The organism is Streptomyces sp. NPDC051636 (assembly GCF_044453765.1).
Taxonomy (GTDB): domain Bacteria; phylum Actinomycetota; class Actinomycetes; order Streptomycetales; family Streptomycetaceae; genus Streptomyces.
This window is the reverse complement of record NZ_JBITDA010000005.1, coordinates 352,912-379,508: the sequence shown is the minus strand read 5'-3', so window position 1 is coordinate 379,508 and position 26,597 is coordinate 352,912. Positions and strand designations below refer to the sequence as shown.

Genomic DNA, 26,597 nt, shown 5'->3' with positions numbered 1-26,597 from the left:
TTCTCAAGGAACGGTCGCTTCCTTCGTACTCACCCGAGAGACTCTCTCGCGGCTTTCCTCCGGGCTTCCCTTCGGTGTTTCCGACTCTATCAGACCTTTCCGGTCCGATTTCCTCGGTGCTTTCCAGGTTCCCGCTCTCGCGTTTCCCTTTCCGGCGGCTCCGACTCTATCAGATCCTTTCGGCGTCTGATTCCCCGTCAGAGGGGGTTGTCTTCCCGGCCGTCCGGCCGTTCCGACGTCTCAAACCTTAGCGGATCCGCCCGGCGATTCCCAATCGGGCCACCGAGTCCCTATTCGAATTGAATTCGGGCATGCCGAAATCAACCCCGCGGGGAGATCGTGCTGTGGTTTGAGGTGCCGCTCGCGGCGGCGGAGGTGCTGTCGAAGAACCGTTACGGCTCCGCGGCAACCCGAAGAACTCTACGGAGCGGGCAGGGCGGTGTCAAGCGTCCCCTGTCAAGATCTTTGTTGCGGCTCAGTCCAGGTCGCTGAGGCGGCCACCGGCGTCCGGCTGGGCATGCTCCACGCGACGCAGGAGCCGGGTCAGGACCTCGCCGAGCACCGCGCGCTCGGCCGGAGTGAGGTCCTGGAGCAGGTCCTCCTCGAAGACGGTCGCGAGGCGCATGGCCTCCAGCCATTTCTCGCGGCCCTCGGCGGTCAGCTCGACGATGACCCGCACGCGGTTGGACTCGTCGCGCTCCCGGGTGACCAGTCCCTCGGCGACCATGCGGTCGATGCGGTGGGTCATTGCGGCCGGGGTGAGACCGAGCCGCTTGGCGAGGTCACTGGGGCCCATGCGGTACGGGGCACCGGAGAGGACCAGGGCCTTCAGCACCTCCCACTCGGCGTTGCTGATGCCGAGGGCGGCGGTCTGACGGCCGTACGCGACGTTCATACGGCGGTTCAGGCGGGACAGCGCCGACACGATCTTCTCGACCTGGGGGTCGAGGTCCTGGAACTCGCGCTGATAGGCGGCGATCTGTTCTTCGAGCGTCGGCTCTGTGACGCCGGGAGTGTCGGCCATGGGCGCAGTATCGCACGGAGCCACTTTGCCTTGAAGTCCTTCGATGTGTAGTCTTTAGCCTCGAACTTTAGCTTTAAAGTCTTCACTCCTAACTAGTTAAGAGAGGTGAACGTGACCAGGGCGATGGGCGCAGAGATGCGCCGGATCCACGCGGGAAACGCACTCAGCGCTTTCGGGATGGGCTTCACCGTCCCCTACCTGTACGTCTATGTGGCGCAGGTGCGGGGGCTGGGGGCCATGACGGCGGGGCTCGTCCTCGCCGTCTTCGCCGTGGCCGCGCTGATCGTGCTGCCGTTCGCCGGCCGGGCGATCGTGCGGCGCGGCCCGCTGCCGGTCCTGCTCGCCGCCCTGGTCACTGCCGCATTGGGTGCGCTGAGCCTGGGACTGGCGGGGAGCGCGGCGACCGTACTGCTGTCGGCGGCGGCGCTGGGGGCCGGACAGGCGGTGATGCAGCCGGCGCTGGCCACAATGATCGTGGACTGCTCGACGGCGGAAACGCGGTCGCGGGCGTTCGCGACGCAGTTCTTCCTGCAGAACCTGGGGCTGGGGATCGGTGGCCTCATCGGTGGTCACCTGGTGGACACGACCCGGGTCTCGTCCTTCACTCTGCTGTTCGCGATCGAGGCGGCGATGTTCCTGCTGCTGGTCGTGGTGATGTCGACGGTGCGGATGCCGCACTCGCCGCGGATCGAGGACGCGCCGGCCGGGGCGTCGAAGGGAAGCTGGAAGCAGCTGCTCGGGAACCGGGCGATGGTGCAGCTGTGCGTGCTGGGCTTCGTGCTGTTCTTCGCCTGCTACGGACAGTTCGAGTCGGGGCTGAGCGCGTACGGCGTGGAGGCGGCCGGGATATCGACGTCCGCGCTGGGAACCGCGCTGGCCGCGAACACCGCGATGATCGTGGTGGCGCAGTTCGCCGTGCTGAAGTTCGTGGAACGGCGGCGGCGGTCACAGGTCATCGCGGGCGTGGGGCTGATCTGGGCCGTTGCGTGGGGCACCGCGGGGTACGCGGGGCTGGGGCATGGCAGCCAGGCGATGGCGACGGCCGCGTTCGTGTCGACGTACGCGTTGTTCGGGCTGGGTGAGGCGATGTTGTCGCCGACGGTGGCTCCGTTGGTGGCCGACCTGGCGCCTGCGGGGAGGGCGGGGCAGTACAACTCCGCTTTCGCCCTGGTGAAGCAGTTGGCGCTGGCTGTGGGGCCGGCGGTGGGTGGGCCGCTTGGCGCCTCGCTGCACGGGCCGTACGTTGTGACCTTCCTGCTGTTCTCGCTGGGGATCAGTGTGCTGGCGGTGCGGCTTGGGCGGTCGCTGACGGATGCGCAGGACCGGCCTTGGGCCGCCGGGTCCAGCCGGGTGGTTGCCCGGGGTGGGGCGAGCGCGGAGCCGGTGGCCGCGGAGGCATAGGTACCCGTCGCTGGCTGCGGGGGTGGGCCGCGCGGTCCGGCGCGGTCACTTCACGGCCGCGGCAGCACGAACTCGCACCACACCGCCTTTCCGCCCCCCGGCGTCCTCCGTGACCCCCAGTTGGAGGCGATGGTCGCCACGATGGCGATGCCACGGCCCGACTCGTCGCCGGGCTCGGCGCGGCGGCGGCGGGGGAGGTGGTCGTCGCCGTCGGTGACCTCGACGATGAGGCGGCGGTCGGTCCGGCGGAGCCTCAGCCGCATGGGCGGGGTGCCGTGCTGGAGGGAGTTGGCGACCAGCTCGGACGCGGCCAGGACGCCGAGGTCGTGGAGGTCGGTCGGGAAGCGCCAGCTGGTCAGGACGCCGGAGGCGAACGCACGCGCGCGTGGGGCCGCTTCCACGCCGCCGAGGAGTTCCAGGGCGGCGTTGCGGAAGAGGTCGCCGTCGGGGCCCGTACGGGCGGGGTGCTGGAGGACGAGGACGGCCACGTCGTCGTCGTGGTCGGCGGTGACGCCGGCGGAGCGGACGAGGCGGTCGCAGACGACCTGGGGGGTGCCGGTCGCGCCGGCGAGGGCGCGCTCGAGGGCCGCGATGCCCTCGTCCAGGTCCTCGTTGCGCCGCTCCACCAGGCCGTCCGTGTAGAGGACCGCCGTGGAGCCGGGTCCCAGCGGCACCGAGCCGGAGGAGTGAATCCAGCCGCCGGTGCCGAGCGGCGGGCCGGTCGGTTCGTCGGGGGCGCGCTGAACGGTGCCGGTCTCGTCGCGGACGAGGATCGGGAGGTGGCCGGCGGAGGCGTACACCAGCCGGCCCTCGTTCGGGTCGTGGATGGCGTACACGCACGTGGCGATCTGGTTGGCGTCGATCTCGGTGGCGAGGCCGTCGAGGAGTTGGAGGACCTCGTGCGGGGGCAGGTCGAGGCGGGCGTACGCGCGGACGGCCGTACGGAGCTGGCCCATGACCGCGGCGGCCCGTACGCCTCTGCCCATGACGTCGCCGATGACGAGTGCGGTGCGGCCTCCGCCGAGGGTGATCACGTCGTACCAGTCGCCGCCGACCGCGGCCTCCGTGCCGCCGGGCTGGTAGGTGGCGGCGATGCGTAGGTCGTCGGGCTGTTCGAGTTCCTGGGGGAGCAGGGATCTCTGCAGGGTCACGGCCGTCTCGCGCTGGCGGCGTTCGCTGGCGCGCAGGCGGGCGGCGGCCTCGGCGTGGTCGGTGACGTCGGTGGCGAAGACCAGCACCGCGCCGTCGCCCGCGCGGTCGCCGTCCTCGGCGACGGGGGTGCAGGTGAAGGTGTAGGAACGGCCGTCGACGGCCTTGCGGGACTTGAGCGTGCGGGGCTTGCCGCTGCGCAGGACCTGGTCGAGGAGGGGCATCAGGCCCAGTTCGGCCAGTTCGGGGAGCGCTTCGCGGGCGGGTGCGCCCTGGGGGCGTGCGCCGAAGGCCGCGGTGTAGGCGTCGTTGAGGTAGGCGACGCGGTGGTCGGGGCCGTGCACCAGGGCGACGAGGGCCGGGACGCGGTCGAGGACCTCGCGCGCGGGCAGTTCGTCGACGGTGGGCACGGACAGGGTGCCGTCGGTCAGCTGTTCGGCGCGGGCCGCGGGCACGGAGCCTTCCCCCCGCCGGTCCGGGGAGACCGCGTGCTCGGTCCGCGCTGCCGCGCGGCGCTGCGTTCCGGGGAGCCGGGCGCTCCAGCGCGTGAAGTTCACAGTGGGAAAAGCCTCGTGGGTGCTGAGGGCGGGCGGGTGCCCGTCCGAGGGCGTGGGGCAGTCTGACAGGTGGCCGTCCGCGACGACATCCGTCAGACGCCGGGGCGGGCCGTGGAGTTCCTCGGTCCGGTCAGGACGACCCCTTCGGGTCGTTCGTGGGGCTGTGAGGAGGCTTTCCACCGGCCGCGAGTTCGAACTCCGCACGGGGGTGTTCGAGCGAGCCGAGGGAGACGATCTCCCGTTTGAAGAGCCCGGCGAGGGTCCATTCGGCGAGTACGCGGGCCTTGCGGTTGAAGGTGGGCACCCTGCTGAGGTGGTAGACGCGGTGCATGAACCACGCAGGGTAGCCCTTCAGCCTGCGTCCGTAGACCTGGGCGACGCCCTTGTGCAGTCCGAGGGAGGCGACGGAGCCGACGTACTTGTGCGCGTAGGTCTCCAGGGGTTCGCCGCGCAGGGCGTGGACGATGTTGTCGCCGAGGACCTTGGCCTGGCGGAGAGCGTGCTGGGCGTTGGGGGCGGTTTCGGTGCCGGGCTGGGCGGCGGTGACGTCGGGGACGGCGGCGGCGTCGCCCGCGGCCCAGGCGTGGTCGGTGCCGTCGATCGTCAGCTGGGCGGTGCACTTGAGCCGGCCGCGTGCGTTGAGCGGGAGGTCGGTGGCGGCGAGCAGGGGGCTGGGTTTGACGCCGGCGGTCCAGACGACGGTACGGGTCGGGAAGCGCTGGCCGTCGCTGAGTACGGCGACGCGGTCGGCGCAGGATTCGAGGCGGGTCTCGAGCAGGACCTGGATGCCCCGGCGGCGCAGTTCGGTGACGGTGTAGCGGCCCATCGCCTCGCCGACCTCGGGCAGGATGCGGTCGGAGGCCTCGACGAGGATCCACTTCAGGTCCTCGGGCCGGACGTTGTGGTAGTAGCGCGCGGCGTAGCGGGCCATGTCCTCGAGTTCGGCGAGCGCCTCGACCCCGGCGTAGCCGCCGCCGACGAAGACGAAGGTGAGGGCGGCGTCGCGGATGGCGGGGTCGCGGGTGGAGGAGGCGATGTCCATCTGCTCGATGACGTGGTTGCGCAGGCCGATGGCCTCCTCGACGGTCTTGAACCCGATGCCGTGCTCGGCGAGGCCGGGGATGGGGAGCGTGCGGGAGATCGAGCCGGGGGCGAGGACGAGTTCGTCGTAGGCCAGCTGTTCGGCGGGCCCGCCTTCCTCGGTGGCGAGCGTGGTGAGGGTGGCGGTGCGGCCCGCGTGGTCGATGGACGTCACCTCGCCGACGACGACATGGCACTGGTCCAGGACGCGGCGCAGCGGTACGACGACGTGCCGAGGGGAGATCAGGCCGGCGGCCGCTTCGGGAAGGAACGGCTGGTACGTCATGTAGGGATCGGGAGTGACGACAGTGATGTCGACGTTCCCCTGTCTGAGCTCCGGTTTCAGCTTCGCCTGCAGGCGCAGGGCCGTGTACATCCCGACGTAGCCACCGCCGACAACGAGAATGCGCGCACGTTCCTTCACCATCCCATGACGCACCCGGCGCTGTTGTTTGTCCACAGCGCCGGCAATTTGTGTGACCGGAGCGCGAGCGTGCGCGGGATTGGCCGAATCGGCAGATCCGGGCGAAAACGGGCAGGTCAGCTGGGGCGGGCAGGCGGGTGCGGGGGTGCGGAATCGGGACGTATGTGCCCCGTACTCCGATCGGGGGGCGGTCCGTGCGGAACCTGCCCCTTCTGAATTGACAGCCTCTCAACTATGTTCGTGTCGACGGGGTGTAGGGGATGTGGTCGAACGGGTCCGCGACGGGCGGTCCCGGTCATGGAACGGCGCCTGTTCCACAACACTCCTCATTCAGTGGCGGGGAGAGTCTCCGGGGGGAGACGTCATTAACCGGGGGAAAACACATGCATATTCAGGACACTCGTTGGGCATCCACGTCCGCTGTCGCGCCCGGTGGCGCGGCGGTGGGCGGAGCGATGACCGCTGCGACGGGCAACGTACGCGCGGATGGTGCGCGGACGACGCCGCTGCGGGTGGACGCACAGCGCAATCTGGAGCACGTGCTGCGTGCGGCGCGCGAGGTCTTCGGCGAGTCGGGTTACGGCGCGCCGATGGAGGACGTGGCGCGGCGCGCACGCGTCGGCGTCGGCACGGTGTACCGGCGCTTCCCGAGCAAGGACGTCCTGGTGCGGCGGATAGCCGAGGAGGAGACCTCCCGGCTGACCGACCAGGCGCGTGCGGCGCTCGGGCAGGAGGACGAGCCGTGGTCGGCGCTGTCGCGCTTCCTGCGCACGTCGGTGGCCTCGGGCGCGGGGCGGCTGCTGCCGCCGCAGGTGCTGCGGATCGGTGTCGCGGAGGACGGCGACGACGCCGTGGTCGACGAGCTGCGGGTGCCGCAGCAGCGGACCCAGCCGGGCGCCGGTGAGCTGCGGCTGGTGCCCGAGCGGCCGACGGCGGCGGCCGAGGACGACGCGGGGGCGGCGGCGCTGCTCGACGTGGTGGGCCGGCTCGTGGAGCGGGCGCGCGCGGCGGGCGAGCTGCGGTCGGACGTGTCGGTGTCGGACGTACTGCTGGTGATCGCGACGGCGGCGCCCTCGCTGCCGGACGCGGCCCAGCAGGCGGCGGCCTCGTCGCGGCTGCTGGACATCCTGCTGGAGGGGCTGCGGTCCCGTCCGGCGTGACGGGAGGGGCGTTGACCGCATCCGGGCGGGGCGGGCCGTTGGGCCCTCCTCGTCCGGGTGACGCCCCGTACGGCGCGGCGGCAGTTACGCTCGGACGAGTGGATGGTCCGTAAAGGCGGAGACCTGGACAAAAGCCGGTGTGGCACTCTGACCGGGTGATCGGGTCGGGCTTGGCTGGGCTGGTGGCGGGGGCTTTCCGCGATGAGTGGTGACGGGCGGGACGAGTTACTCGGTGAAGGGGACGCGGCTACCGGCGGGCTGACCTGCCCGCGGGTGCCGAGCCGGGGCCGCCGGGCGGGCGTGCCGCCCGGCCGCGCCGAGGGCGCCGTCCCGGCCCAGCGCGAGGGCGGCTTCCTGCCACCCAGGGAACTGCCGCCCGCCGACGGCGAGTTGGTCGGGCGGATGCGCGCGGGCGACGACAGCGCGTACGAGGAGCTGTACCGGCGGCACGCGGACGCGGTGCGCCGCTACGCCCGTACCTGCTGCCGCGACGCGCACACCGCGGACGATCTCACGGCCGAGGTCTTCGTCCGCATGCTGCAGGCGGTGCGCGGCGGCTCCGGCCCCGAGCACGCCGTACGCGCCTATCTGCTCACCTCGGTCCGGCGTGTGGCCGCGCACTGGACGAGATCGTCGCGGCGTGAGCAACTCGTCGACGACTTCGCGGTGTTCGCCGCGCAGTCCGCGCGGTTCTCCGAGGTGTCCGACGGCGGCACGCACGATCTGGGCGCCGATGTGCGCGCCATGCACGAGGCCGAGCGGTCCCTGGCCATGCAGGCGTTCCGCTCGCTGCCGGAGCGCTGGCAGGCCGTGCTGTGGCACACCGAGGTGGAGGACGAGTCGCCGAGTCAGGTGGCCGTGCTGTTCGGGCTGGACGCCAACGGCACGCGCGTGCTCGCCGGCCGCGCCCGCGAGGGCCTGAAGCAGGCCTACCTGCAGGCCCACGTCAGCGCGGCCCTCGCCCACGACGAGGAGTGCGCCCGCTACGCCGGCCAACTCGGCACGTACGCCCGGCGCAGGCTGCGCACCCGCGCCGAGCGGGGCCTGCGCAAGCACCTGGAGGAGTGCGCCAGGTGCCGGCTGGCGGCTGCCCAGATCGAGGAGGTCGCCGGCGGTATCCCCGCCGTCGTGCCGGTCGCGGTCATCGGCTGGTTCGGTGCCGCGGGGTACGCCAAGGCGCTCGGGATCATCGCCGGTGGCGCCGGAGTGGGTGCCGCGGGCGCGGGCGCCGCGGCGGTCGGCTCGTCCGGCGGGGCGGATGCGGGCGGCGGGGCGGCGGCCTCGGAGGGGGTGTCCGCGCCGGTGAAGGCCGGTGTCGCGGCCGGTGTGGTCGCGGCCGGGGCGGCCGTGATGGCGTTCGCCCTGATGAACCACGACCAGCCGGTCAGGAAGACGGTCGAGCCGTCCCCGTCCGCTCCGATGGTCCGGCCGGAGTCGCCGGCGCCCGCGCCTGCGAAGAAGGAGCCCGCGCCCGCGCAGCCGGTCGTCGCGCCCAAGCCGAGCCCGGCCCGGACGACGCGCGCCCCCTCTCCCACGCCCGCCCACACCCCGGGCACCCGGCCGGCGTCGGCCCCGACCTCGGACCCGACGCCGACGTCCACTCCCGAGCCGCCGAAACCGAAGCCCACGCCGGCCCCCACGCCCGCGCCCACTCCCCCGCCGGCACCGGTCGTCCACCAGTGGAGCGAGCTGCGCTACGACGTCACCGGCGACGGCACGGCGCCCGAGATGCGGCTCGTCGACAGCAGCTGGGTGTGGCAGCGGTACGGCGTGACGGTCGCCGGCAAGCGGTACGCGCACGGTGTGACCGTCCACGGCGAGTCCTCCGTCACCGTCGACCTCAACCGCTCGTGCTCCGCCTACGACGCGCTGGCCGGCGTCGACGACCTGACGCCGGGGCTCGGCAAGGTCTCCTTCTCCGTCTACGCCGACGGCGTCCGGCTGTGGACGTCCGGCGTGGCCGCGGGCGGGGACCCGGCCCTCCCCGTCCATGTGAGCCCGGCGGGCCGCAAGGCTGTGCGCCTGGTGGCCGAGCCGCACACCGCCGTGGACTCCGTCGCGCTCGCTGACTGGGCGGCGGCGAGGTTCACCTGCCGGTAGGCCCGCCGGTGGCGGCCGGTGCCCGGTCCAGCTCGCGCAGGACGCCGTCGGCGGTGAGGGAGGCGCCCCGGGTTCGCTCGGCGGCGTAGCGGTCGGGGGGCAGGGCGGCGCGGGCGGCGGCGTCGACGCGTTCGGCCACCGTGTGCGCCGGCTCGGGGCGCGGGTGGCCGCCGCGCCAGTGGTCGGCGGCGGCGAACAGCCGGACCGCGCCCGGCAGGTCGCCGAGCCGGGCCAGCAGATCCGCCGCGATGTCCACGAGCGCCGCCGTGATCGCCTCGGCGCACCGCCGTTCCACCGCCTCCCGCAGGGCCCGGGCCACGATCGGCAGCCCGTGCCCGGGTCCGGACTCCGCTGCCGTGACGAGGGCGTCGGCGCCGTCCAGCGCCGCCCGGAACTGCGGCGGCGGTGTGCCCTCGCCCGCCGCCTCCCGCGCCGCATCGCACAACTCGCGCGCGCGGGCGGTGTCCCCGTCGTCCTGGGCGATGTGCGCCTGCAGCACCAGGATGAACGCCCGGGAGTCCGCCACCCCGTACCGCTCGGCGGCCGTGGCCGCCTCGTCCAGGGAGGCCAGCGCGGCCTCGCGGTCCCCGGAGCGGTAGGCGATCTCGGCGAGCCGGGCGACGAGGAACGGCGACTCGGCGTACGCGCCCACCTCGTAGGCGAGCCGCAGCGCCTCCTCGTAGTCGTTCCCGGCCTCCTCGAACCGGCCGCGCGCCATGGCCGCCTCGCCCGACGCGCTGCACACCTGCGCCCGCATCCAGCGGTCCCCCACCCGCCGGGCGAGCACCCGCAGCTCGGCCAGGTCGTCGTCGACGCCCCGCAGGTTGCCGGGCGAGTCCACGACCATGTGGGTACGGAACATCAGGGCGACACCGATCTCCCAGTCGCCGCCATACCTGCGGCAGTTGGCGACTGTCGCGTCCATGAAGGGCCGGACCTCGACCGGGCCGCCGAGGTAGTAGGTGGTCAGCGGCCAGACGATGCCCGGCATCCGGGCGGCGTGCGGACCGCCGCCCTCGTAGGCGGCCCGCACCCGGGCGATGTAGGCGGGGGTCCGTTCGTCCGCCGCGGGGAACGGGGAGCCGCCCTCGGACATCAGGAACAGATGCAGCATCCGCAGATCCATGCGCAGGGCGTGCCGGGGATGCCGGGTCTCCCCGTGCGGGGCGTCGAGGAAGGCGCCGACCGGGTCGGCGGAGTCGGCCAGCGAGAGCAGTTCCGCCGCCGGCGCGTCCTTGGGGAGGATGTCCAGGGCGACACCCAGGCGCAGGACGCGCTGCACCCACTCCACGGCCTCCTGGCGGTAGTTCCGCAGCCACCAGAACCAGCCCATGCCGAGCACGAGCGCGCCGGCCTCCGCCTCGTCGCCGGTGCGCACCGCGCGGTCGAGGGCCGCGCGGATGTTGTCGAGCTCGGTCTCCAGGCGGGAGATCCACGGCAGCTGCTCACCGGACCGCAGCAGCGGCTCGGCCTCCTCGACGAGCGCGCGCACCCACGCGCGGTGCCGCCGCTCGGCCGCCGCGCGCAGGCCGGGGACCTCGGCGGCGCGCTCGGTGGCGTACTCGTGGATGGTCTCCAGCATGCGGTACCGCATGCCGCTGCCATGGGCGGAGCCGTCCCGCTCGCAGGGGGTGGCCACGATCAGGGACTTGTCGACCAGCGCGCCGACCAGGTCCGCCGCCGGGCCGGTGCACACGGCCTCCGCCGCCGCGAGGTCCCAGCCGCCGGCGAACACCGACACCTCGCGCAGCATCGTCCGCTCCCGCTCGTCGAGCAGCTCCCAGGACCAGTCGACGACCGCGCGCAGGGTCTGCTGGCGGGGCAGGACCGTGCGGCTTCCGGAGGTGAGCAGGCGGAAGCGGTCGTCGAGGCGGTCGGCGATCTGCCGGGGCGTCAGCAGCCTGAGCCGGGCCGCGGCCAGCTCGATGGCGAGCGGCAGGCCGTCCAGGCGGCGGCATATCTCGTCCACGGCCGCGGTGTCCGCCAGCGCGGCGGCGGCGTCGGGGCGGACGGCCGCCGCGCGCTCCGCGAAGAGGCGGTGCGCCTGCTCGGGGACGAGGGGTTCGACCGGGCGCACCGACTCACCGGGGACGCCCAGGGGTTCACGGCTGGTGGCGAGGATCGTGAGCCCCGGGCAGCGGGTGAGCAGCGTCTCGGCGAGGTGGGCGGCCGCGCCGATGACGTGTTCGCAGTTGTCAAGGATCAGGAGCTGGCTGCGCGGGGCGCAGTACTCGACGAGCAGGGCGAGCGGGTCGGCCTGGGGGACCACCAGGTCGTTGGTCATGAGCACGGTCTCGCGCAGACCGAGCGCGCTGACCACCGCGCCGGGGACCGCCTCCGGCCGGTCGAGCGGGGCGAGCTCGACCAGCCACGGCTGCGGGTGGCCGGCGGCGGCCTCCTCGGCGAGACGGGTCTTTCCCGAGCCGCCCGGTCCGGTGAGGGTGACGAGACGGGCCCGGTGCAAGTCGGAACGAACGGCTTCGAGTTCGGGTTCCCGCCCGACGAAAGAGGTGAGGCGGGGGCGGAGATTGCCCGTGCGGACCGGGGCTGACGGAGGTTTCTCCTTGAGCAACGACGCGTGCAGAGCCTGGAGTTCCGGGCCCGGGCCGGTGCCGAGGGCGTCGGCGAGGGTGCGGCGGGCGGATGCGTACGCGGCGAGGGCGTCGGCGGTGCGGCCCGTGTCCCGCAGGGCGCGGATGAGGAGGGCGTGCAGCGGTTCGTCGTACGGGTGGGCGGTGGTCAGTTCCTTCAGCTCCGGTACGACGGCGTGGGCGCGGCCCAGTCGCAGGGCCGCGTCGGCCCGGGCGCGGGTCGCCTCCAGGCGGAGCGCCTCCGGGCGGGCGGCGGCGGCAGTGCGGTCGGGGAGGTCGGCCAGGGCGGGGCCGCGCCACAGCGCGAGCGCCTCGGTCAGGGTTCGGTGTGCGGTGGCCGGGTCGCCGCGGTCGAGGGCGGTGGTGCCGTCGCGGACCAGGCGCTCGAAGACGAAGAGGTCGACGTCCTCCTCGGGTGCCGTGAGGCGGTAACCGCCGGGGTCGGAGGCGACGGTGTGCTTGCCGAGGGTACGGCGGAGGCGGCCGACCAGGGCCTGGAGGGCGGCGGGGGCGTCCTGGGGCGGGTCGTCCGTCCAGACCTCGTCGATCAGGGTGTCGGGGGTGGTGGTGCGGTCGGGGCGCAGGGCGAGGGCGGTGAGGAGGGCGCGGAGGCGTTGGCCGCCGAGGGGTATGGGGGTGCCCTGGTCGTCCGTCGCTTGGGTTACGCCCAGGATGCTGTACCGCATCAGGTCATTGTGCCGGTCCGCATCATCCAGGCCGACCGGTGTGTGAGGACGAGGCCGCCGAACGCGGGGCGGAGGCGTAGCCCCGGGGACAGTGAGCCCCACTCACCCGCAGGCAGGCCACTCACCCGCACGCGAGCCGCTCAACCGCCGGAGGCCAGCGCCCCGCGCCTCGGTGTGATCCCGGCGGGCACCGCACGCGCGCGTGCCGGTGTTCCCGTCCAGCAGGTGCCGCGGCGGGAGAGTAGGCGGCGCAGCCACAGTTCCAGGGAGACGAGGTCGGCGAGGCCGTCCAGCGGGAGGGGTTCGCCCGCCGCCGCGCCGCGCAGTGCCTTGCGGACGACGCGGGCCTCGACCAGGCCGGCCTCGGCGAGCAATGGGGTGGCGAAGAGGGAGACGAGGGAGTCGGCGGCGACCCTCAGACCCGTGCGGGCGGCGGCGGCCGAGGAGGCGTGGGAGGGGGCGCCCCAGCCGGGCGGGAGGTCGGTGATGCCGGCGCCCTCCAGGACCGTACGCAGGATGTCGGCGCGGGCTCCCGGCTGGACGCGCAGGGATTCGGGGAGGGCGCGGCAGGCGCGCACGACCTGGTTGTCGAGGTAGGGGGCGTGCAGGCGCTGGAAGCGGACCTCGGCGGCCTGTTCGAGGACCCGGATGTCCGCCGCGTAGCGGGCCAGCGCGGCACGCGCGCGGTAATCTCCCGGTCGCTGGCCGGGGCCCAGCCCGGAGCGGTGCGCCGCCCCCTGGAGCAGAACCGATACTTCAGCGAGCGCCTCTCCGGTCAGCCAGCGTGCCGCCGGCCCGGGTCTGCCCCAGGTGAGCGCCGCGAGGGACGCTCCGACCGCGCCTCCGGGCTCGTCGAAGCGGCGGCGCAGCAGCCGTTCGGCGAGTGCCTCCACGCCGGCCCGGTACGGCGTCCGCGCCAGCCGCCGTGCCGCGCTGTACACGCGCGCGGGGACCATTACGGAGCCGTCCGCCTTGGCCAGCGCGGCGACCGGGCGCACCAGGTGGCGCCGTTTGCGGTCCATGAGGAGGTCCGCCAGGCGGGCGGGGTGCGCGTCGAGGACCTGGCGGGCGCCGTGTCCGGTGAAGTGGTCCGCGCTGCCGGCGGCCAGGCGTGCGCGGTGGCGGGCCGCCGAGATCAGGGAGGGTCCCGGCTCGTCGGTGAGCGGGCCGTCGAGGTCGGCGTACGGCAGGACCTCCTCGCCGCCGGTCACCACCACGTGGTGCAGGCGCGGGCTGGCCGCGAGCGCCCCCGCGCGCTCCAGTTCCGCCTCCCTGCCGCCCACGGCCAGGTCGTTGAAGGTGACGGCGAGCAGGCGCTCCCCGGCGCCGGTGCCGTGTCCCAGGACCGTCCCCGGCATGCCCGGCAGCCCTGCCGCCAGCAGCGCGAGGGTGCCCGACGCCGGGCCGCCGGACAGGTCCGCGCCGATCCCGGGAACCGGCGTCCCGCGTGCGGCCCGCCGCTCGGCGGGCCCCATGCCCGGCACCGGACCGGGGTCGATGCCGGCCCCGGGGACGTGCCGGGGCGCGGAGAGGCGGGCGCGGACGGCGTCCACGAGTGCGTCGCGCACCGCGTCCACCGCGCTGTCGGGGTCGGCCGACGGCGCCGCCACCGCGAGGGAGGCGACCGGCTCGTACCCGGCGACCTCGCGCGCCCCCGCGCGCAGGATCAGCGCATGCCCCGGCGGAACGCGCCGCACGCCGTCGTAGGGCGTGGAGTCGTACAACGCGGCTGGTACGTCGGGGGCGGCGAGCAGGGCCGCGAGGTGGCCGAAGTCGAGGTTGGCCTCGATGAGGTCGGCGAGCGGCAGGGCGGCCGTCGCGTAGGCCGTGCCGCCCGCCCAGGGGGTGTGGAACACCGGGCGGGCGCCCGCGAGGTCGCCGCAGACGGTGACGCGGCGGCCGGCCTGGACGACGGCCGTGTAGCTGCCGGGCCAGGCCGTCAGATGCCGGAGTGCGCCCCCGCGCGCGGAGAACAGGCCGAGCCGCAGCTCCTCGTCGGAGGCGCCGCAGGTGCCCAGGACGGCGATGCGGTTCTGCGCGTCGGCCTTCACCACCCGCACCTCGTCCGGGCGCCAGTCACCGACCGCCCACAGCGGATCCGGGTCGCCCCACAGGAGTTGGGAGCCGATCGGGTGCACGGTCTCCCCGTCGTCCCCGACGGCGCCGGCGGAGCCGATTCCGGCGGCCCCGGCGGCGGTGCTGCTCCATCCCACCAACCACCGCATGGACGCCTCCACAGCCTGTGGACAACCAGTGCACCGTACGAACCGGTCCCATGCTGCCATGAAGAACGCGCCCCCGAGGGGCGACGGCGCCGCCTTCGATCCGGTCGGCGCGACCACGCGCGCCTATCCGCACGGAAGCCGCTCAGATGCCAACCCCTTTACGGCGCAAGGCGGCTGCGACACGAATGCGCCCCTGAAACACTCCCCGAAAACGCCCTTCGCGCCCTCAACTACCGTGGTAGGAGCGGTGATCGCCCTCCGGAGACGGGGTCGATTTTCGGCCAATTCGGCGCGGCGCGGTCAGGCTTGAGCACGCTCCGTACAGGCTCTGCGCAGTGCACGGAGCGGCGCACGGTCCGGGAGGCGGGCGTCGCCTCCCGGACCGGTCCGCCACCCGCGGGGATGAAGGCGGCGGTGTCCCCCAGCCCACTGGATCCAGTACAGCGGGCCGACCCACGCATGAGCCATGGAACCGCTCCCCCGGTGGCCGGAGAAGAGCGCACGGGCGGGCGCACGGCCACACGGCGGGGGCACGCCGCGACAGGCCGTGCACGGTGCGTACACGGCCGCCACTTCCGCACGGACCACAATCCCGCCAACCGGAACAATGCCCCTTAACGCTTGGGATGCGGCGAACTACGCTGGGTTTACGAATGCCGCGTGGTTATGCCAGCGCGGCAGCCGTCTGTGTCGAGGGGTGGCGCATGTCCAGGGAGCAACGCGGGCCGAACGAAAAACTCGGCGCCGTTCTCGCCCTCGCGGGAATCAGCAACGCAGGACTCGCGCGACGCGTCAACGACCTTGGCGCACAACGCGGGTTGACTCTTCGCTACGACAAGACGTCGGTGGCGCGCTGGGTGTCGAAGGGCATGGTGCCGCAGGGCGCCGCGCCGCACCTCATCGCCGCCGCGATCGGGCAGAAACTCGGCCGCCCGGTGCCGCTCCACGAGATCGGCCTGGCGGACGCGGATCCCGCACCCGAAGTGGGCCTCGCCTTCCCCAGGGACGTAGGACAGGCAGTGCGGTCGGCGACGGAGCTGTACCGTCTCGACCTCGCCGGGCGCCGGGCCGGCTCCGGCGGCATCTGGCAGTCACTGGCCGGCTCGTTCGCAGTGAGCGCGTACGCAACGCCTGCCTCACGGTGGCTGATAACCCCCGCCGACAGCTCGGTCGCGCGGGACGCGAACCCCTCCGAGGGTCCCGGCGCACCGATCAAAGTCGGCCACAGTGACGTGCAGAAGCTGCGGGAGGCAGCCGAGGACGCCAGGCGCTGGGACTCCAAATACGGAGGCGGCGACTGGCGTTCGTCCATGGTGCCCGAGTGTCTCAGGGTCGAGGCGGCACCGCTGCTGCTCGGCTCGTACTCGGACGAGGTCGGCCGCGCCCTGTTCGGGGCCTCCGCCGAACTGACCCGGCTCGCGGGCTGGATGGCCTTCGACACCGGCCAGCAGGAGGCCGCACAGCGCTACTACATCCAGGCGCTGCGCCTCGCGCGCGCGGCCGCGGATGTGCCCCTCGGCGGCTATGTGCTGGCCTCCATGTCGCTGCAGGCGACGTACCGGGGCTTCGGCGACGAGGGCGTCGACCTCGCGCAGGCCGCCCTGGAGCGCAACCGGGGCCTGGCCACCGCCCGCACCATGAGCTTCTTCCGCCTGGTCGAGGCACGCGCTCACGCGCGCGCGGGTGACGCCCAGGCGGCCGGGGCGGCTCTGAAGGCGGCCGAGGGCTGGCTGGAGCGGTCCCGGGACGGCGACAACGATCCGTCGTGGCTCGGTTTCTACGGCTACGACCGATTCGCCGCCGACGCCGCCGAGTGCTACCGCGACCTGAAGGCACCGCGCCAGGTCCGCCGCTTCACCGAGCAGGCGCTGTCGAAGCCGACGGAGGAGTTCGTGCGCTCGCACGGGCTCAGGCTCGTCGTCTCGGCGGTCGCCGAGCTGGAGTCGGGCAATCTGGACGCGGCCTGCGAGCAGGGGGTGCGGGCGGTGGAGGTCGCCGGACGGATCTCCTCGGCGCGTACGACCGAGTACGTGAAGGACCTCCTGCACCGGCTGGAGCCGTACGGCGACGAGCCGCGGGTGGTGGAGCTGCGGGAGCGGGCCCGGCCCCTGCTGATGGCTCCGGCCTGAGCGGGGCTCCCGGGTTTGAGGGCATTGTCAGTGGCACAGTGCACTATCGGAACCGGGAGGTGGTGCAGGTGGCGCGGCAGGTGCGGGAGATCGCGTACGACTGTGACGTGCTGGTGGTAGGCGGCGGGATCGTCGGCCTGTCGACGGCGTACGCGATCACACGGGCGGCGCCGGGGACACGGGTGACGGTGCTGGAGAAGGAGCCGGGACCGGCCCGGCACCAGACGGGGCGCAACAGCGGGGTCATCCACAGCGGGATCTACTACCGGCCGGGCTCGCTCAAGGCGCGGTACGCGGTACGGGGCGCCGCCGAGATGGTGAAGTTCTGCGCGGAGTACGGCGTCGCGCACGCCGTCACCGGGAAGCTGATCGTCGCCACCGACCGGGACGAGCTGCCCCGGCTGCACGCGCTCGTGCAGCGCGGGCGGGAGAACGGGATACCGGTCCGGGAGCTGGGGCCGGCGCAGATCACGGAGTACGAGCCGCAGGTGCGGGGGCTCGCGGCGATACACGTCGGGACCACGGGCGTGTGCGACTTCGGCGCGGTCGCGCGGCAGCTGGCCGAGGCGTCCGGGGCGGAGATCCGGTACGGGGCCCGGGTGGTCCGGGTGGACCGGCGGGCGGAGCTCGGGGTCGCGGTGCGGACGGCGGGCGGGGACGTCGTGCGGGGGCGGGTGCTGGTGAACTGCGCCGGGCTGTACTGCGACGAGGTGGCCCGGCTGGCCGGGGACGAGCCCGGGGTGCGGATCGTGCCGTTCCGGGGGGAGTACTACGAGCTGGCGCGGCCCGGGCTGGTGCGGGGGCTGGTGTATCCGGTGCCGGATCCGGCGTTCCCGTTCCTCGGCGTGCACCTCACGCGCGGGATCGACGGGAGCGTGCACATCGGGCCGAACGCGGTGCCGGCGCTGGCCCGGGAGGGGTACGGGTGGGGGGTCGTACGGCCGCGGGAGGTGGCCGGGACGCTGGCCTGGCCGGGGGCGTGGGCGATCGCCCGGCGGCACTGGCGGTACGGGCTCGGGGAGTTTCGGCGGTCGGTGTCGAAGGGGGCGTTCACCGATGCCGTGCGGAGGCTGCTGCCGGTGGTGGAGGAGGGGGACCTGGTGCGGGCGCCTGCCGGGGTGCGGGCGCAGGCGGTGCTGCGGGACGGGACGCTGGTGGACGACTTCCTGATCAAGGAGGGGGCACGGGCGGTGCACGTGCTGAACGCGCCGTCGCCCGCGGCCACGGCTTCGCTGCCGATCGGACGGGAGGTGGCGCGCAGGGCGCTGACCGTGCTGAGGACGTCGATGTGATCCGCGTCCCGGCTCGGTCGGAGGCGGGGGCACCCCCGCGTAAAATCGACCTCACTGTGTCTGACTCGTTGAACACCCCCGAAACCCCCGGCACCCCGCACCCGGACCCCGGTGCGTCCATCCGGCACAGCCGGGCGAAGGGGCAGCCGCGGTTTCCCGACGGGCCCAAGGCCGATCCCGCCGGATCGCACTTCGAGCGGCGGATCCGGAGTTTCCAGCCGCGGCGGAGCCGGGTGACGGCGGGGCAGGCGGACGCGTTGCAGCGGTTGTGGCCCAAGTGGGGGCTGGACATCGACGGGCAGCGGGTCATCGATCTCGGTGAGCTGTTCGGCAACGACAATCCCGTGGTGCTCGAGATCGGTTTCGGGATGGGGGAGGCCACCGCGCGGATGGCCGCCGAGGACCCCGAGACCAACATCCTCGCGGTGGACGTGCACACCCCGGGGCAGGGAAACCTGCTCAATCTCGCCGACCAGAGCGGATTGTCCAACGTCCGGGTCGGGAACGGCGACGCGATCATCCTGCTGCGCGAGATGCTGACGCCGGACTCGCTCGACGGGCTGCGGGTCTACTTCCCGGACCCGTGGCCGAAGAAGCGGCACCACAAGCGGCGGCTGATCCAGCCGGAGTTCCTGAGCCTGGCCGCGACCCGGCTGAAGCCGGGTGCGATCCTGCACTGCGCGACCGACTGGGAACCGTACGCCGAGCAGATGCTCGACGTGCTGACCGCGCACCCGGACTTCGAGAACACCCGGCCCGACGGCGGTTTCGCGCCCCGTCCCCCCTTCCGGCCGCTGACCCGTTTCGAGGGCCAGGGCCTGGACAAGGGACATGTGGTGAATGATCTGCTCTTCCGCCGCGTACAGCATCGGGAGCAGCAGCGACGTTAGGGTCAATGCCGTGGCCACCTTTCCCCCGTATCCGACGCACCCCACCGGCTCCGCAGGCCCGCCCGGCGCCGCCGGCGGGGCGCTCCGGCACCCGCACTGGTGGCAGCGCAGGTGGGTGCGGTACGGGGCGCTCATCACCCTGCTCGCCCTCTCCGGGCTGGTCATCCTGGCGCTCGTGCGGCAGCAGACCGGCACGGACGGGTTCCTGGTCGGGCTGGGGCTGGCCGTGCTGCCCGTGCCGCTGCTCATAGCCGCCTTCCGGTGGCTGGACCGGGTCGAGCCCGGGCCCTGGCGGAACATCGTCTTCGCCTTCGCCTGGGGCGCCTGCGCGGCCGCGCTGATAGCCATCGTCGCCAACAGCTTCGCCACCAAGTGGATAGCCACGTCGACCGCCGACCCCTCCAGCGCCGACACGCTCGGCGCGACCGTGATAGCGCCCATCGTGGAGGAGTCCGCCAAGGCAGCGGCCGTCCTGCTCGTCTTCCTCTTCCGCAGACGGGACTTCACCGGGATCGTGGACGGCGTGGTGATAGCCGGGGTCACCGCCACCGGCTTCGCCTTCACCGAGAACATCCTCTATCTCGGTACCGCCTTCGGCACCGACCAGGTCACCGGCGACCGCGGCATCGCCTCCGTCACCGCCGCGACCTTCTTCGTGCGCGTCATCATGTCCCCGTTCGCGCACCCCCTGTTCACCGTCCTGACCGGCATCGGCTTCGGTATCGCCGCCCTGTCCGCGGACCGGCAGCACGTGCGGCGCGGGCTGGTGCCGCTGGGCGGGCTGCTGCTCGCGATGAGCATGCACGCGTTCTGGAACGGCTCCTCGACCTTCGGCCCGTACGGCTTCTTCGCCGTGTACGGGGCCTTCATGTTGCCGGCGTTCGGGCTGCTGACCTGGCTGGTGATCTGGACCCGGCAGCGCGAGCTGCGGACCGTGCGCGAGGAACTGCCGGCCTACGTCCTCGCCGGGTGGCTTGGGCCGGGGGAGCCGTTCGCGCTGGGCTCCATGCGGGCACGGCGGCTGGCCCGCGACCACGCCCGCCATCACCTCGGCAAGTCCGCGGCGCGTGCGGTGGAGCGGTACGAGGCGTACGCGACGTCGCTGGCATTCCTGCGGCACCGGGGGCGGCGCGGCCGGGCGGGCGCCGACTTCGTCGTACGGGAGCGGGAGTTGCTGTCCGAGCTGTGGAACCGCCGGCAGGTGGCGCGGCCCGCGCTGGAGTACGCGGCGAGGGCGACGGCTCCTGTGGTACCGACGCCCTGGCCGGTGTACGGGGTGCAGGGCGCGTACGGGTACGGGTATCCGGTGGGACAGCCTCATCCCGCGTACCTCGCGTACAACGCGTACAACCCGTACCGGACCTAGTGCGAGCTACGCCGACGCCTCCGTCAGCCTCGCCAGTTCCTCCTGTGTGAGCTCCAGCTCCGCCACCCCCAGCAGCGCCGGCAGCTGGTCCACCGTGCGTGCCGAGGCGATGGGGGCCGCCACCGTCGGCTGGGCGGCGAGCCAGGCGAGGGCCACGGTGGCCACGGGGACGGCGTGGGCGGCGGCGATCTCGTCCAGGGCCGCGAGGACCCGGCGGCCACGCTCGGTGCCGAGGTGCTTGGCGGCACCGCCCGCCCGCGCGCTGTCGACGGTCGTACCGGGGCGGTACTTGCCCGTGAGGAAACCGGCGGCGAGGGAGAAGTACGGGACGACCGCGAGGCCGGCCCGGGCGGTGACGTCGCGCAGGGGGCCCTCGTAGGTGTCGCGCGAGACCAGGTTGTAGTGCGGCTGGAGCGCCACGTACCGGGCGAGGCCCTTGCGCTCGGAGAGGTCCAGGGACTCCTGGAGGCGCTCGGGAGAGATGTTGGAGGCGGCGATGTACCGGACCTTGCCCGCCCGGACCAGTTCGTCGAGGGCCCCGATGATCTCCTCCACCGGGACCTCGGTCTTGTCGTAGTGGGTGTAGTACAGGTCGATGTGGTCGGTGCCGAGGCGGCGCAGGGAGGCGTCGGCCGCGGCCTTGATGTTGCGGGCGGTCAGGCCCTGGTACTTCGGGTGCTGGCTGACCTTGGTGGCGATGACGAGGTCGGAGCGGTTGCCGCGGGACTTCACCCAGTTGCCGATGACGGTCTCGGACTCGCCGCCCTCGTTGCCGTCGGCCCACGCCGAGTAGGCGTCGGCGGTGTCGACGAAGTTGCCGCCGGCGGCCGCGTAGGCGTCCAGGACGGCGAAGGACTGCGCCTCGTCGGCGGTCCAGCCGAAGACGTTGCCGCCCAGGCAGAGCGGGAAGACCTCGAGGTCGGAGAAGCCGAGCTTGCGTAGAGAAGTCATGCCTTGATTCAACAACCGCGGCGGCGGCCGACATTCCGCCTGGGGTGCCGCATCAGCGCGTGTCCCGGACCCGCACGCGGAGGAAACCGGCGGCCCTGACGTCGGGGGGTCGCCGTCAGGGCCGCCGGGGAACGAAAGGACGCGTCAGGGGGTGAGGCCCTTGCCGCGCAGCCACGTCATCGGGTCGATGCCGGTGGCCTGGCCGTCGGGGTGGACCTCGAGGTGGAGGTGCGGGCCGGTGACGTTGCCGGTCGCGCCGACGCGGCCGATGACCTCACCGGTGCTGACCTTCTGGCCGACCTTGACGTTGATCGAGGACTGGTGGCAGAACCACAGCTCGGTGCCGTCGTCGAGGGTGAGGATCGTGCGGTAGCCGTAGGCGCCGGCCCAGCCCGCCTCGGTGATCGTGCCGCTGTGGATGGCTTTGATGAGCGTGCCGGTCGGGGCGGCGAAGTCGAGGCCGGTGTGGTAGCCGGAGGACCACATGGAGCCGGCCTGGCCGAAGGTGCCGGTGATCGTGTACGAGGACGTGGGCAGCGTGTACTGCTTGGCCAGCTTGGCGAGGCGGTCGGCCTCGGCCTGCTTCTCGGCGGCGGCCTGCGCCTTCTCCTTGGCGGCGGCGGCCTTGGCCGCGGCCTCCTTCTCCGCCTTGGCGGCCGCGTCGGCGGTCTGCTTCTCGGCGGCGGCCACGGCGGCGGCGGTGGCCTTGCCGTCGACCTGGCTCTGCTGCTGCTCGGCCTGGGCCATGATCCGGTTGCGCAGCACCTCGCCGGCGTCGGTGCTGCTCTGGTCGGGGTCGGCGGAGGCCACGCCGACGTTGGTCAGGGTGGCCGCGGCGGCCTCGGCACCGTCGGCGTCGTCGGCCAGCAGGGAGCCGACGGAGGGCAGGTCGGGCAGGGAGATGGAGACCGGCGGCTTGCCGGTGTTGGCGCTGGCCATGCCGCCCGCGCCGACGGCGGCGATGACGCCGACGCCCAGGACGGTGGAGCTGCGGGCGAGTCCGCCGCCGCGCTGCTTGGTGACACGGTGCCGGCCGCGGACCGGGGGAAGGGACTCCTCGGTGGGGTTCCACTCCTCCCAGAGGCCCTCGTCGGTGCGGTACTCGCCGTAGCCGAAGGTCTCGGTGCGCTGGCTCGGCACGAACGGGGCAGTGGGGGCAGGCCGGTTGGACGCCACGCGGGCGTGCTCCTTTCCTTCCGTCTCGCCTACCGGGTTAGCTGACGGGTTCGGAGCGGGAAGGTCTCCTACGCGCGTATACCGGTCGTGGACTCAGCGAGTTCACGACGGCGTTCGCGTGATTCACCCCAAGGTGGTGGTTCCCCGGTTCCCTTTCGGGATTCGGCGCGTGCGCACGGAGCCGCCTCGGGTGACGGCTGGGACGACCGCGCTGCGTTATCGAACGTTAATAGACCTACCTGTCAGTTTCCAAGTCGCTCCACTTGATCATTAACGTTTTCCCGGGGGAACTTACCTGCCATGACCGGCGAAAACCGGGCGAGTTGACTCCCGCTCGGCACACTTCAGGAGTCACAGGCGTTTTGATGGTGACTCAGCTGTGATGCGGAGGGCGCTCGGCGGATGACCGTGCGTGAGTGCCGGACCGGGGAAGCCGCGCCCGGGGAGGGGCTGCGCCGGGTCGCGCGACGAGGAAACACCCGGGGCCGGAATCCGTGTACTGGATTCCGGCCCCGGGTCTTCAGTAGCGGGGACAGGATTTGAACCTGCGACCTCTGGGTTATGAGCCCAGCGAGCTACCGAGCTGCTCCACCCCGCGTCGTTGTGTCTCCAGTGTACGCCATGCGCAGGACAGCTCGTACACGGGTTTTCGACCAGGGCTTTTCCCGGGGTTCCGCTCAGCTCAGCAGGTGCCGGTTCGGCGCCTTCGCCGCCGCCTCGTACTCCGGCAGGACGACCACGTCCACGCCTGCGGCCGCCAGCAGCCCGCTGCCGTCGGCCCCGGTGACGAACGTGTCCGGCTCCCGCCACGCCGTGACCACCCGCCGAACCCCCGCATCCAGGATCAGCCGGGCACAGGGCGCGGGCCGGGAGGCCCGCCGGGCGCACGGTTCGAGGCTGCTGTACACCGTGGCCGTGGCCAGCCGGGCGTCGGCGGCCGGGATCCTGGCCAGCGCCGCCTCCTCCGCGTGGACCACGGGGTCGTCCCCTTCCCGTGAGTGGCCGCGCGCGAGCTCCGTACCGTCGGCGGCCACCACCACCGCCCCGACGCTGAACGCCGTGTCCGAGGGCGGGCACAGCGCGGCCAGCTCGCAGGCGATCCGCAGCCAGTGGCGGTCGGCGGCGGAGACGGAGATGCCGGTGCCGGGTGCGGTCGGCTCGTAGCGCATCAGGACGACGTCCTCGATACGGCGCGTCTCCAGCAGCCGCAGGCGGCCGGCCTGGTAGCCGCCGGGGCCGAAGAGGCGGGGCGCGTTCGGGTCGCCGACGAGGAGGGGGGCGAGGACGAGGTGCAGTTCGTCGGCGAAGCCCTGCTGCAGCAGCTGGGTGTGGATGGTCCCGCCGCCCTCTACCATCAGGCGGCGCACCCCGCGCACCTCATGCAGGTGTTCGAGCAGCGCGGGCCAGTCGAGGCCGGCGCCCAGCGGGACGACATCGGCGGCGAGGCCCAGTGCGCGGGCCCGCTCCGCTCCCTTGTCGGTCGTGTAGAGGACCTTCTCACCGCCCGTGTGCCAGAAGTTCGCGTCCGGGTCCAGGTCTCCGGCACCGCTGACGGTGACCTTGAGGGGGTACTCGGCCTGCCCCGCGGCGAGCCGGGCCGCCCGCCGCTCGGGCGAGTTGACCAGCAGCCGCGGGTTGTCGGCACGGATGGTGCCGGCGCCGACCAGGATCGCGTCGACGGAGGCCCGTACCTCGTCGACCCGGTCGAAGTCGGCCGGGCTGGACAGCAGCAGCCGGTCGGGGCCGGTGTCGTCGAGGTAGCCGTCGAGGGAGACGGCGGCGGACAGCAGTACGTACGGTCGGGGCATCGACGCGCTCTCTTCGGGCGACGGGCGGGGGCGGGCGGGCAGACGGACGGACGCGTGGGCGGACGGGGAGACAGGGCTTGGTTCAAGTTTGAAACAAACCTACACTGGCGGCATGACGACCCGCTGGCTCACCCCCGAGGAGCAGCGCGCCTGGCGCGCGTACGTGGCAGCGACCCATCTCCTGGAGGACGCACTGGACCGGCAGCTCCAGCAGGACGCGGGCATGCCGCACCTTTACTACTCCATCCTGGCCACCCTCTCCGAGACTCCGGAACGCCGGCTGCGCATGACCGAGCTCGCCGAGGCGCTGAAGATCACCCGCAGCCGGCTGACGTACGCGGTGACCCGGCTGGAGAAGGACGGGCTGGTGCGGCGCGAGAGCTGCCGGTGGGACAAGCGGGGCAGTGTCGCCGCCCTGACCGACGAGGGGATGGCCGTGCTGGAGCGCGCGGCACCGGGCCATGTGGAGACCGTCCGGGCGTCGCTGTTCGACCATCTCGCCGCCGAGCAGGTGCAGCAGCTGGAGGCGATCTGCGGGGGGATCGTGCGGGCGCTGCAGGGTGACGGGACAGTGCGGCCCGCGCCCGACGAGGTGCCGTGGCGGCGCCGCTCCTCCCCGCCGTGCTCCTGACCGCCGCCGCGTGACCGTGAAGCCGGGGGCATCGGATCCGGCTGCGTCGGAGCGGGCGAAATCCAGTTGCTTCAAATTTAAAGCATGGAGTAGGGTTCCGGCCGTGGATCTGCTTCAAATCTGAAGCAGGTTTCTGCCCCGACCACCGGACCCGGAGAACCCGCATGCCCGACACCCCCGCCGCCACCCCGCGCGCCCGCGTCCGGGTACCGCTGCGCTTCCACGACGGCTACAGCGTCGACGCCGACCTGGTCACCTTCCACGGCCTGGCCGACGGCCGGGAACACGTGGCCGCCGTCCTCGGCAGCCCCGCCCCCGGCACCGTCCCGCTGGTCCGCCTGCACTCCGAGTGCCTGACCGGGGACGTCTTCGGCTCCGCCCGCTGCGACTGCGGTCCCCAGCTGCGCGAGGCGGTCGAGCGCATCGCCGGCCGCGGCGGCGTCCTGCTCTACCTCCGCCAGGAGGGCCGCGGCATCGGCCTCTACAACAAGCTCGACGCGTACGCCCTCCAGGACCAGGGCCTGGACACCTACGAGGCCAACGCCGCCCTCGGCCTGCCGGAGGACGCCCGCGACTACACGGCGGCCGGCCAGATGCTCCGCGCCCTCGGCATCGAGGAACTGGACCTGCTCTCCAACAACCCCGACAAGGCGGACCAGTTGCGCGGGCTGGGCATCGATGTGCGGGACCGGGTGCCCACCGGGGTTTTCACCACCGCCCACAATGTGCGGTACCTGCGGGCGAAGGTGCTGCAGACGCAGCACACGCTGCCGCTCGGGGAGTTGACAGAGCTCGGCGCGGGGTGAGCGGCGGCTGAGCGGGTCCCGGGCCGGGCAGACCGCGCATGTGGGCCATGCGGACAGGTCAGGACCCGCCCGCGGGACCGCCGCCCGGGAAAGAGTGCCGCAGGCAGCAGGCCAGGGCCGGCAGCCCCGCCGCGACCGCGTACGCGATCCGGAATCCCGCCGGGTCCGTGCCCGCCGAGCCCAGCACCACCGACAGCAGCGCGGTGCCCACCGAGGCCCGGACCCGGGAGTTGATGCTCAGCGCGGTGCTGGCGGCGGCCACGCGATCGCCGGGCAGGTCGCGAACAGCAGCAGCGCGAGGCCCGGGCGCCGCTCGGTCCCGCCAGTTGAACAACAGCTGCCCGAGCACTTCCGGCCGCCCGTACCGAACCTGCGCGAGCTCCGCCTCCCCCGACTCACCGAGGCCCACCTCGGTGAGCGGCGTACCCGACTCCGGCACGCCGAGCAGACGCAGCGCGACGCCCGCGCAGCCTTCCGCCCACCCCGGCGGGCTCACGAACCCGGCCACGGGCCGGCCCGGCACAGGGGGCGCGTCGACGAAGGCGACCGCCGGCAGACGGGCGAGACCCCACAGCACGTGCGCCCCCCGCGCCCGGACGCGTACCGCCCGGAGGCTCGCGACCCCCCGAGGTCCGGCTCGCCCCCTTCACTCACCTCACGAACCAGGAAGGGCGGGCGCACGACGGGCTCCTGGCCGACCGGCTGCTGCGCCTGCGCAGGATGACCCGGGACGCCGCGCGAGCGAACGTCCTGCTGGTCCACGTCCAGCGCAGCTCCTCGGTGTTGGCCCGGGCCGTGGCGGCGCTGCGGAACCTGGAGCGCGCCGGGGTCCGGGACCATGTGGACGTGGTGCGGGGCGACGGAGCCGACGTACCGGCCAAGACGCCCGACACGCCGGCGGGCCTCGTCGTGCTCGACGCGGAGCGGCCCGCATACCCGCATACGTGGACTACTGCCGCACCGCGGCGGGTGTTGAAGCCGTACGGCGTGGTGGCCGCCGACAACGCGGTGAACCACCGGGAGCAGATGGCACCCTTTCGTGACGTGCTCACCGCTGACCCGTAGTTCGCCGTCGAGCTCCACAAGGCGGGCGACGGGGTGCTCATCGGGGTCCGGTGCGCTGAGTGATCACGCACGGGCCCGGAAACGAA

The 26,597-nt window shown here is 73.1% G+C and carries 19 protein-coding genes, 1 tRNA gene and 1 riboswitch; of the genes, 10 read left to right on the top strand and 10 right to left on the bottom strand.

The genetic code is table 11. The features are described 5' to 3' along the window. Positions 1-475: 475 nt before the first annotated feature. Positions 476-1,024 carry a MarR family winged helix-turn-helix transcriptional regulator gene (locus tag ACIBBH_RS13470; RefSeq protein ID WP_399404375.1) on the bottom strand — a complete coding sequence of 183 codons (549 nt, stop codon included), beginning with the start codon at positions 1,022-1,024 and terminating at the stop codon, positions 476-478. A 135-nt stretch (positions 1,025-1,159) separates the two neighbouring features. Here ACIBBH_RS13470 and ACIBBH_RS13465 point away from each other — a divergent pair, with 135 nt between their 5' ends. Further along, positions 1,160-2,425 (top strand): MFS transporter, encoded by a 1,266-nt coding sequence (locus ACIBBH_RS13465; RefSeq protein WP_399404391.1) that lies wholly within the window; start codon positions 1,160-1,162, stop codon positions 2,423-2,425. Between the two features lie 50 nt (positions 2,426-2,475). Here the strand turns inward: ACIBBH_RS13465 and ACIBBH_RS13460 are convergent, their stop codons facing one another. After that, positions 2,476-4,131, bottom strand: coding sequence for a SpoIIE family protein phosphatase (locus ACIBBH_RS13460; protein ID WP_399404374.1), 1,656 nt, complete (start codon positions 4,129-4,131; stop codon positions 2,476-2,478). Positions 4,132-4,261: 130 nt separating this feature from the next. Beyond that, the gene (locus tag ACIBBH_RS13455; RefSeq protein ID WP_399404373.1) at positions 4,262-5,638 is read right to left on the bottom strand and encodes an NAD(P)/FAD-dependent oxidoreductase; all 1,377 of its coding nucleotides are present in this window, start codon (positions 5,636-5,638) and stop codon (positions 4,262-4,264) included. 380 nt (positions 5,639-6,018) lie between these two features. On the opposite strand from ACIBBH_RS13455, the gene ACIBBH_RS13450 reads away from it, so the two are divergent. Both ACIBBH_RS13450 and ACIBBH_RS13445 read left to right on the top strand, forming a co-directional pair. Further along, complete coding sequence (locus tag ACIBBH_RS13450; protein ID WP_399404372.1) at positions 6,019-6,795, top strand: TetR/AcrR family transcriptional regulator; 777 nt, start codon at positions 6,019-6,021, stop codon at positions 6,793-6,795. Positions 6,796-6,996: 201 nt separating this feature from the next. Beyond that, positions 6,997-8,895: a sigma-70 family RNA polymerase sigma factor gene (locus tag ACIBBH_RS13445; protein WP_399404371.1), complete on the top strand. Its 1,899-nt coding sequence runs from the start codon at positions 6,997-6,999 to the stop codon at positions 8,893-8,895. On the opposite strand, the gene ACIBBH_RS13440 is transcribed toward ACIBBH_RS13445, so the two are convergent. Beyond that, on the bottom strand, positions 8,882-12,172 hold the full coding sequence (locus ACIBBH_RS13440; RefSeq protein WP_399404370.1) for a BTAD domain-containing putative transcriptional regulator: 3,291 nt from the start codon (positions 12,170-12,172) through the stop codon (positions 8,882-8,884). The genes ACIBBH_RS13445 and ACIBBH_RS13440 overlap by 14 nt on opposite strands. A gap of 140 nt (positions 12,173-12,312) precedes the next feature. Then, complete coding sequence (locus tag ACIBBH_RS13435; protein ID WP_399404369.1) at positions 12,313-14,397, bottom strand: asparagine synthase-related protein; 2,085 nt, start codon at positions 14,395-14,397, stop codon at positions 12,313-12,315. 704 nt (positions 14,398-15,101) lie between these two features. On the opposite strand from ACIBBH_RS13435, the gene ACIBBH_RS13430 reads away from it, so the two are divergent. From ACIBBH_RS13430 to ACIBBH_RS13415, 4 genes are read left to right on the top strand one after another with little or no spacing between them, the layout of a single operon-like run. Then, positions 15,102-16,526, top strand: coding sequence for an MFS transporter (locus ACIBBH_RS13430; protein ID WP_399404368.1), 1,425 nt, complete (start codon positions 15,102-15,104; stop codon positions 16,524-16,526). 38 nt (positions 16,527-16,564) lie between these two features. Beyond that, complete coding sequence (gene lhgO, locus ACIBBH_RS13425) at positions 16,565-17,818, top strand: L-2-hydroxyglutarate oxidase (protein WP_399404367.1); 1,254 nt, start codon at positions 16,565-16,567, stop codon at positions 17,816-17,818. A gap of 56 nt (positions 17,819-17,874) precedes the next feature. Then, on the top strand, positions 17,875-18,708 hold the full coding sequence (gene trmB / locus ACIBBH_RS13420; RefSeq protein WP_399404366.1) for a tRNA (guanosine(46)-N7)-methyltransferase TrmB: 834 nt from the start codon (positions 17,875-17,877) through the stop codon (positions 18,706-18,708). Between the two features lie 10 nt (positions 18,709-18,718). After that, positions 18,719-20,074 (top strand): PrsW family intramembrane metalloprotease, encoded by a 1,356-nt coding sequence (locus ACIBBH_RS13415; protein WP_399404365.1) that lies wholly within the window; start codon positions 18,719-18,721, stop codon positions 20,072-20,074. Positions 20,075-20,080: 6 nt separating this feature from the next. Here ACIBBH_RS13415 and ACIBBH_RS13410 read toward each other — a convergent pair whose 3' ends face one another. The 4 genes from ACIBBH_RS13410 to ACIBBH_RS13395 all read right to left on the bottom strand — a co-directional run bounded on the left by ACIBBH_RS13410 (position 20,081) and on the right by ACIBBH_RS13395 (position 24,009). After that, positions 20,081-21,025, bottom strand: a complete 945-nt coding sequence (locus ACIBBH_RS13410) for an aldo/keto reductase (RefSeq protein ID WP_399404364.1) — start codon at positions 21,023-21,025, stop codon at positions 20,081-20,083. Between the two features lie 144 nt (positions 21,026-21,169). After that, the gene (locus ACIBBH_RS13405; RefSeq protein WP_399404363.1) at positions 21,170-22,201 is read right to left on the bottom strand and encodes a M23 family metallopeptidase; all 1,032 of its coding nucleotides are present in this window, start codon (positions 22,199-22,201) and stop codon (positions 21,170-21,172) included. A gap of 11 nt (positions 22,202-22,212) precedes the next feature. Next, positions 22,213-22,379, bottom strand: a riboswitch (cyclic di-AMP (ydaO/yuaA leader). 346 nt (positions 22,380-22,725) lie between these two features. Next, positions 22,726-22,799, bottom strand: a tRNA-Met gene (locus ACIBBH_RS13400). Between the two features lie 79 nt (positions 22,800-22,878). Further along, entirely contained in the window at positions 22,879-24,009 is a 1,131-nt protein-coding gene (locus ACIBBH_RS13395; protein ID WP_399404362.1) for a dihydrofolate reductase family protein, read from the bottom strand. Between the two features lie 112 nt (positions 24,010-24,121). Here ACIBBH_RS13395 and ACIBBH_RS13390 point away from each other — a divergent pair, with 112 nt between their 5' ends. Together ACIBBH_RS13390 and ribA are read left to right on the top strand one after the other, a co-directional pair. After that, positions 24,122-24,640 carry a MarR family winged helix-turn-helix transcriptional regulator gene (locus ACIBBH_RS13390; protein WP_399404361.1) on the top strand — a complete coding sequence of 173 codons (519 nt, stop codon included), beginning with the start codon at positions 24,122-24,124 and terminating at the stop codon, positions 24,638-24,640. 164 nt (positions 24,641-24,804) lie between these two features. Continuing rightward, on the top strand, positions 24,805-25,446 hold the full coding sequence (gene ribA / locus ACIBBH_RS13385) for a GTP cyclohydrolase II (RefSeq protein ID WP_399404360.1): 642 nt from the start codon (positions 24,805-24,807) through the stop codon (positions 25,444-25,446). 58 nt (positions 25,447-25,504) lie between these two features. Here the strand turns inward: ribA and ACIBBH_RS13380 are convergent, their stop codons facing one another. After that, positions 25,505-26,023: a hypothetical protein gene (locus tag ACIBBH_RS13380; RefSeq protein ID WP_399404359.1), complete on the bottom strand. Its 519-nt coding sequence runs from the start codon at positions 26,021-26,023 to the stop codon at positions 25,505-25,507. 143 nt (positions 26,024-26,166) lie between these two features. Between ACIBBH_RS13380 and ACIBBH_RS13375 the strand changes: the two genes are divergently transcribed. Then, positions 26,167-26,511: a hypothetical protein gene (locus ACIBBH_RS13375; protein ID WP_399404358.1), complete on the top strand. Its 345-nt coding sequence runs from the start codon at positions 26,167-26,169 to the stop codon at positions 26,509-26,511. Positions 26,512-26,597 lie beyond the last annotated feature (86 nt).

Excerpts from the sequence above, each read along its gene's own strand:
- ACIBBH_RS13465 (WP_399404391.1), top strand. The coding sequence starts at position 1,160 with ATGCGCCGGATCCACGCGGGAAACGCACTCAGCGCTTTCGGGATGGGC.
- ACIBBH_RS13410 (WP_399404364.1), bottom strand. The coding sequence starts at position 21,025 with ATGACTTCTCTACGCAAGCTCGGCTTCTCCGACCTCGAGGTCTTCCCG.
- ACIBBH_RS13375 (WP_399404358.1), top strand. The coding sequence starts at position 26,167 with ATGACCCGGGACGCCGCGCGAGCGAACGTCCTGCTGGTCCACGTCCAG.
- ACIBBH_RS13470 (WP_399404375.1), bottom strand. The coding sequence starts at position 1,024 with ATGGCCGACACTCCCGGCGTCACAGAGCCGACGCTCGAAGAACAGATC.
- ACIBBH_RS13390 (WP_399404361.1), top strand. The coding sequence starts at position 24,122 with ATGACGACCCGCTGGCTCACCCCCGAGGAGCAGCGCGCCTGGCGCGCG.
- ACIBBH_RS13455 (WP_399404373.1), bottom strand. The coding sequence starts at position 5,638 with ATGGTGAAGGAACGTGCGCGCATTCTCGTTGTCGGCGGTGGCTACGTC.
- ACIBBH_RS13440 (WP_399404370.1), bottom strand. The coding sequence starts at position 12,172 with ATGCGGTACAGCATCCTGGGCGTAACCCAAGCGACGGACGACCAGGGC.
- ACIBBH_RS13435 (WP_399404369.1), bottom strand. The coding sequence starts at position 14,397 with ATGCGGTGGTTGGTGGGATGGAGCAGCACCGCCGCCGGGGCCGCCGGA.
- ACIBBH_RS13445 (WP_399404371.1), top strand. The coding sequence starts at position 6,997 with ATGAGTGGTGACGGGCGGGACGAGTTACTCGGTGAAGGGGACGCGGCT.
- ribA (WP_399404360.1), top strand. The coding sequence starts at position 24,805 with ATGCCCGACACCCCCGCCGCCACCCCGCGCGCCCGCGTCCGGGTACCG.
- ACIBBH_RS13395 (WP_399404362.1), bottom strand. The coding sequence starts at position 24,009 with ATGCCCCGACCGTACGTACTGCTGTCCGCCGCCGTCTCCCTCGACGGC.
- ACIBBH_RS13430 (WP_399404368.1), top strand. The coding sequence starts at position 15,102 with ATGTCCAGGGAGCAACGCGGGCCGAACGAAAAACTCGGCGCCGTTCTC.
- ACIBBH_RS13450 (WP_399404372.1), top strand. The coding sequence starts at position 6,019 with ATGCATATTCAGGACACTCGTTGGGCATCCACGTCCGCTGTCGCGCCC.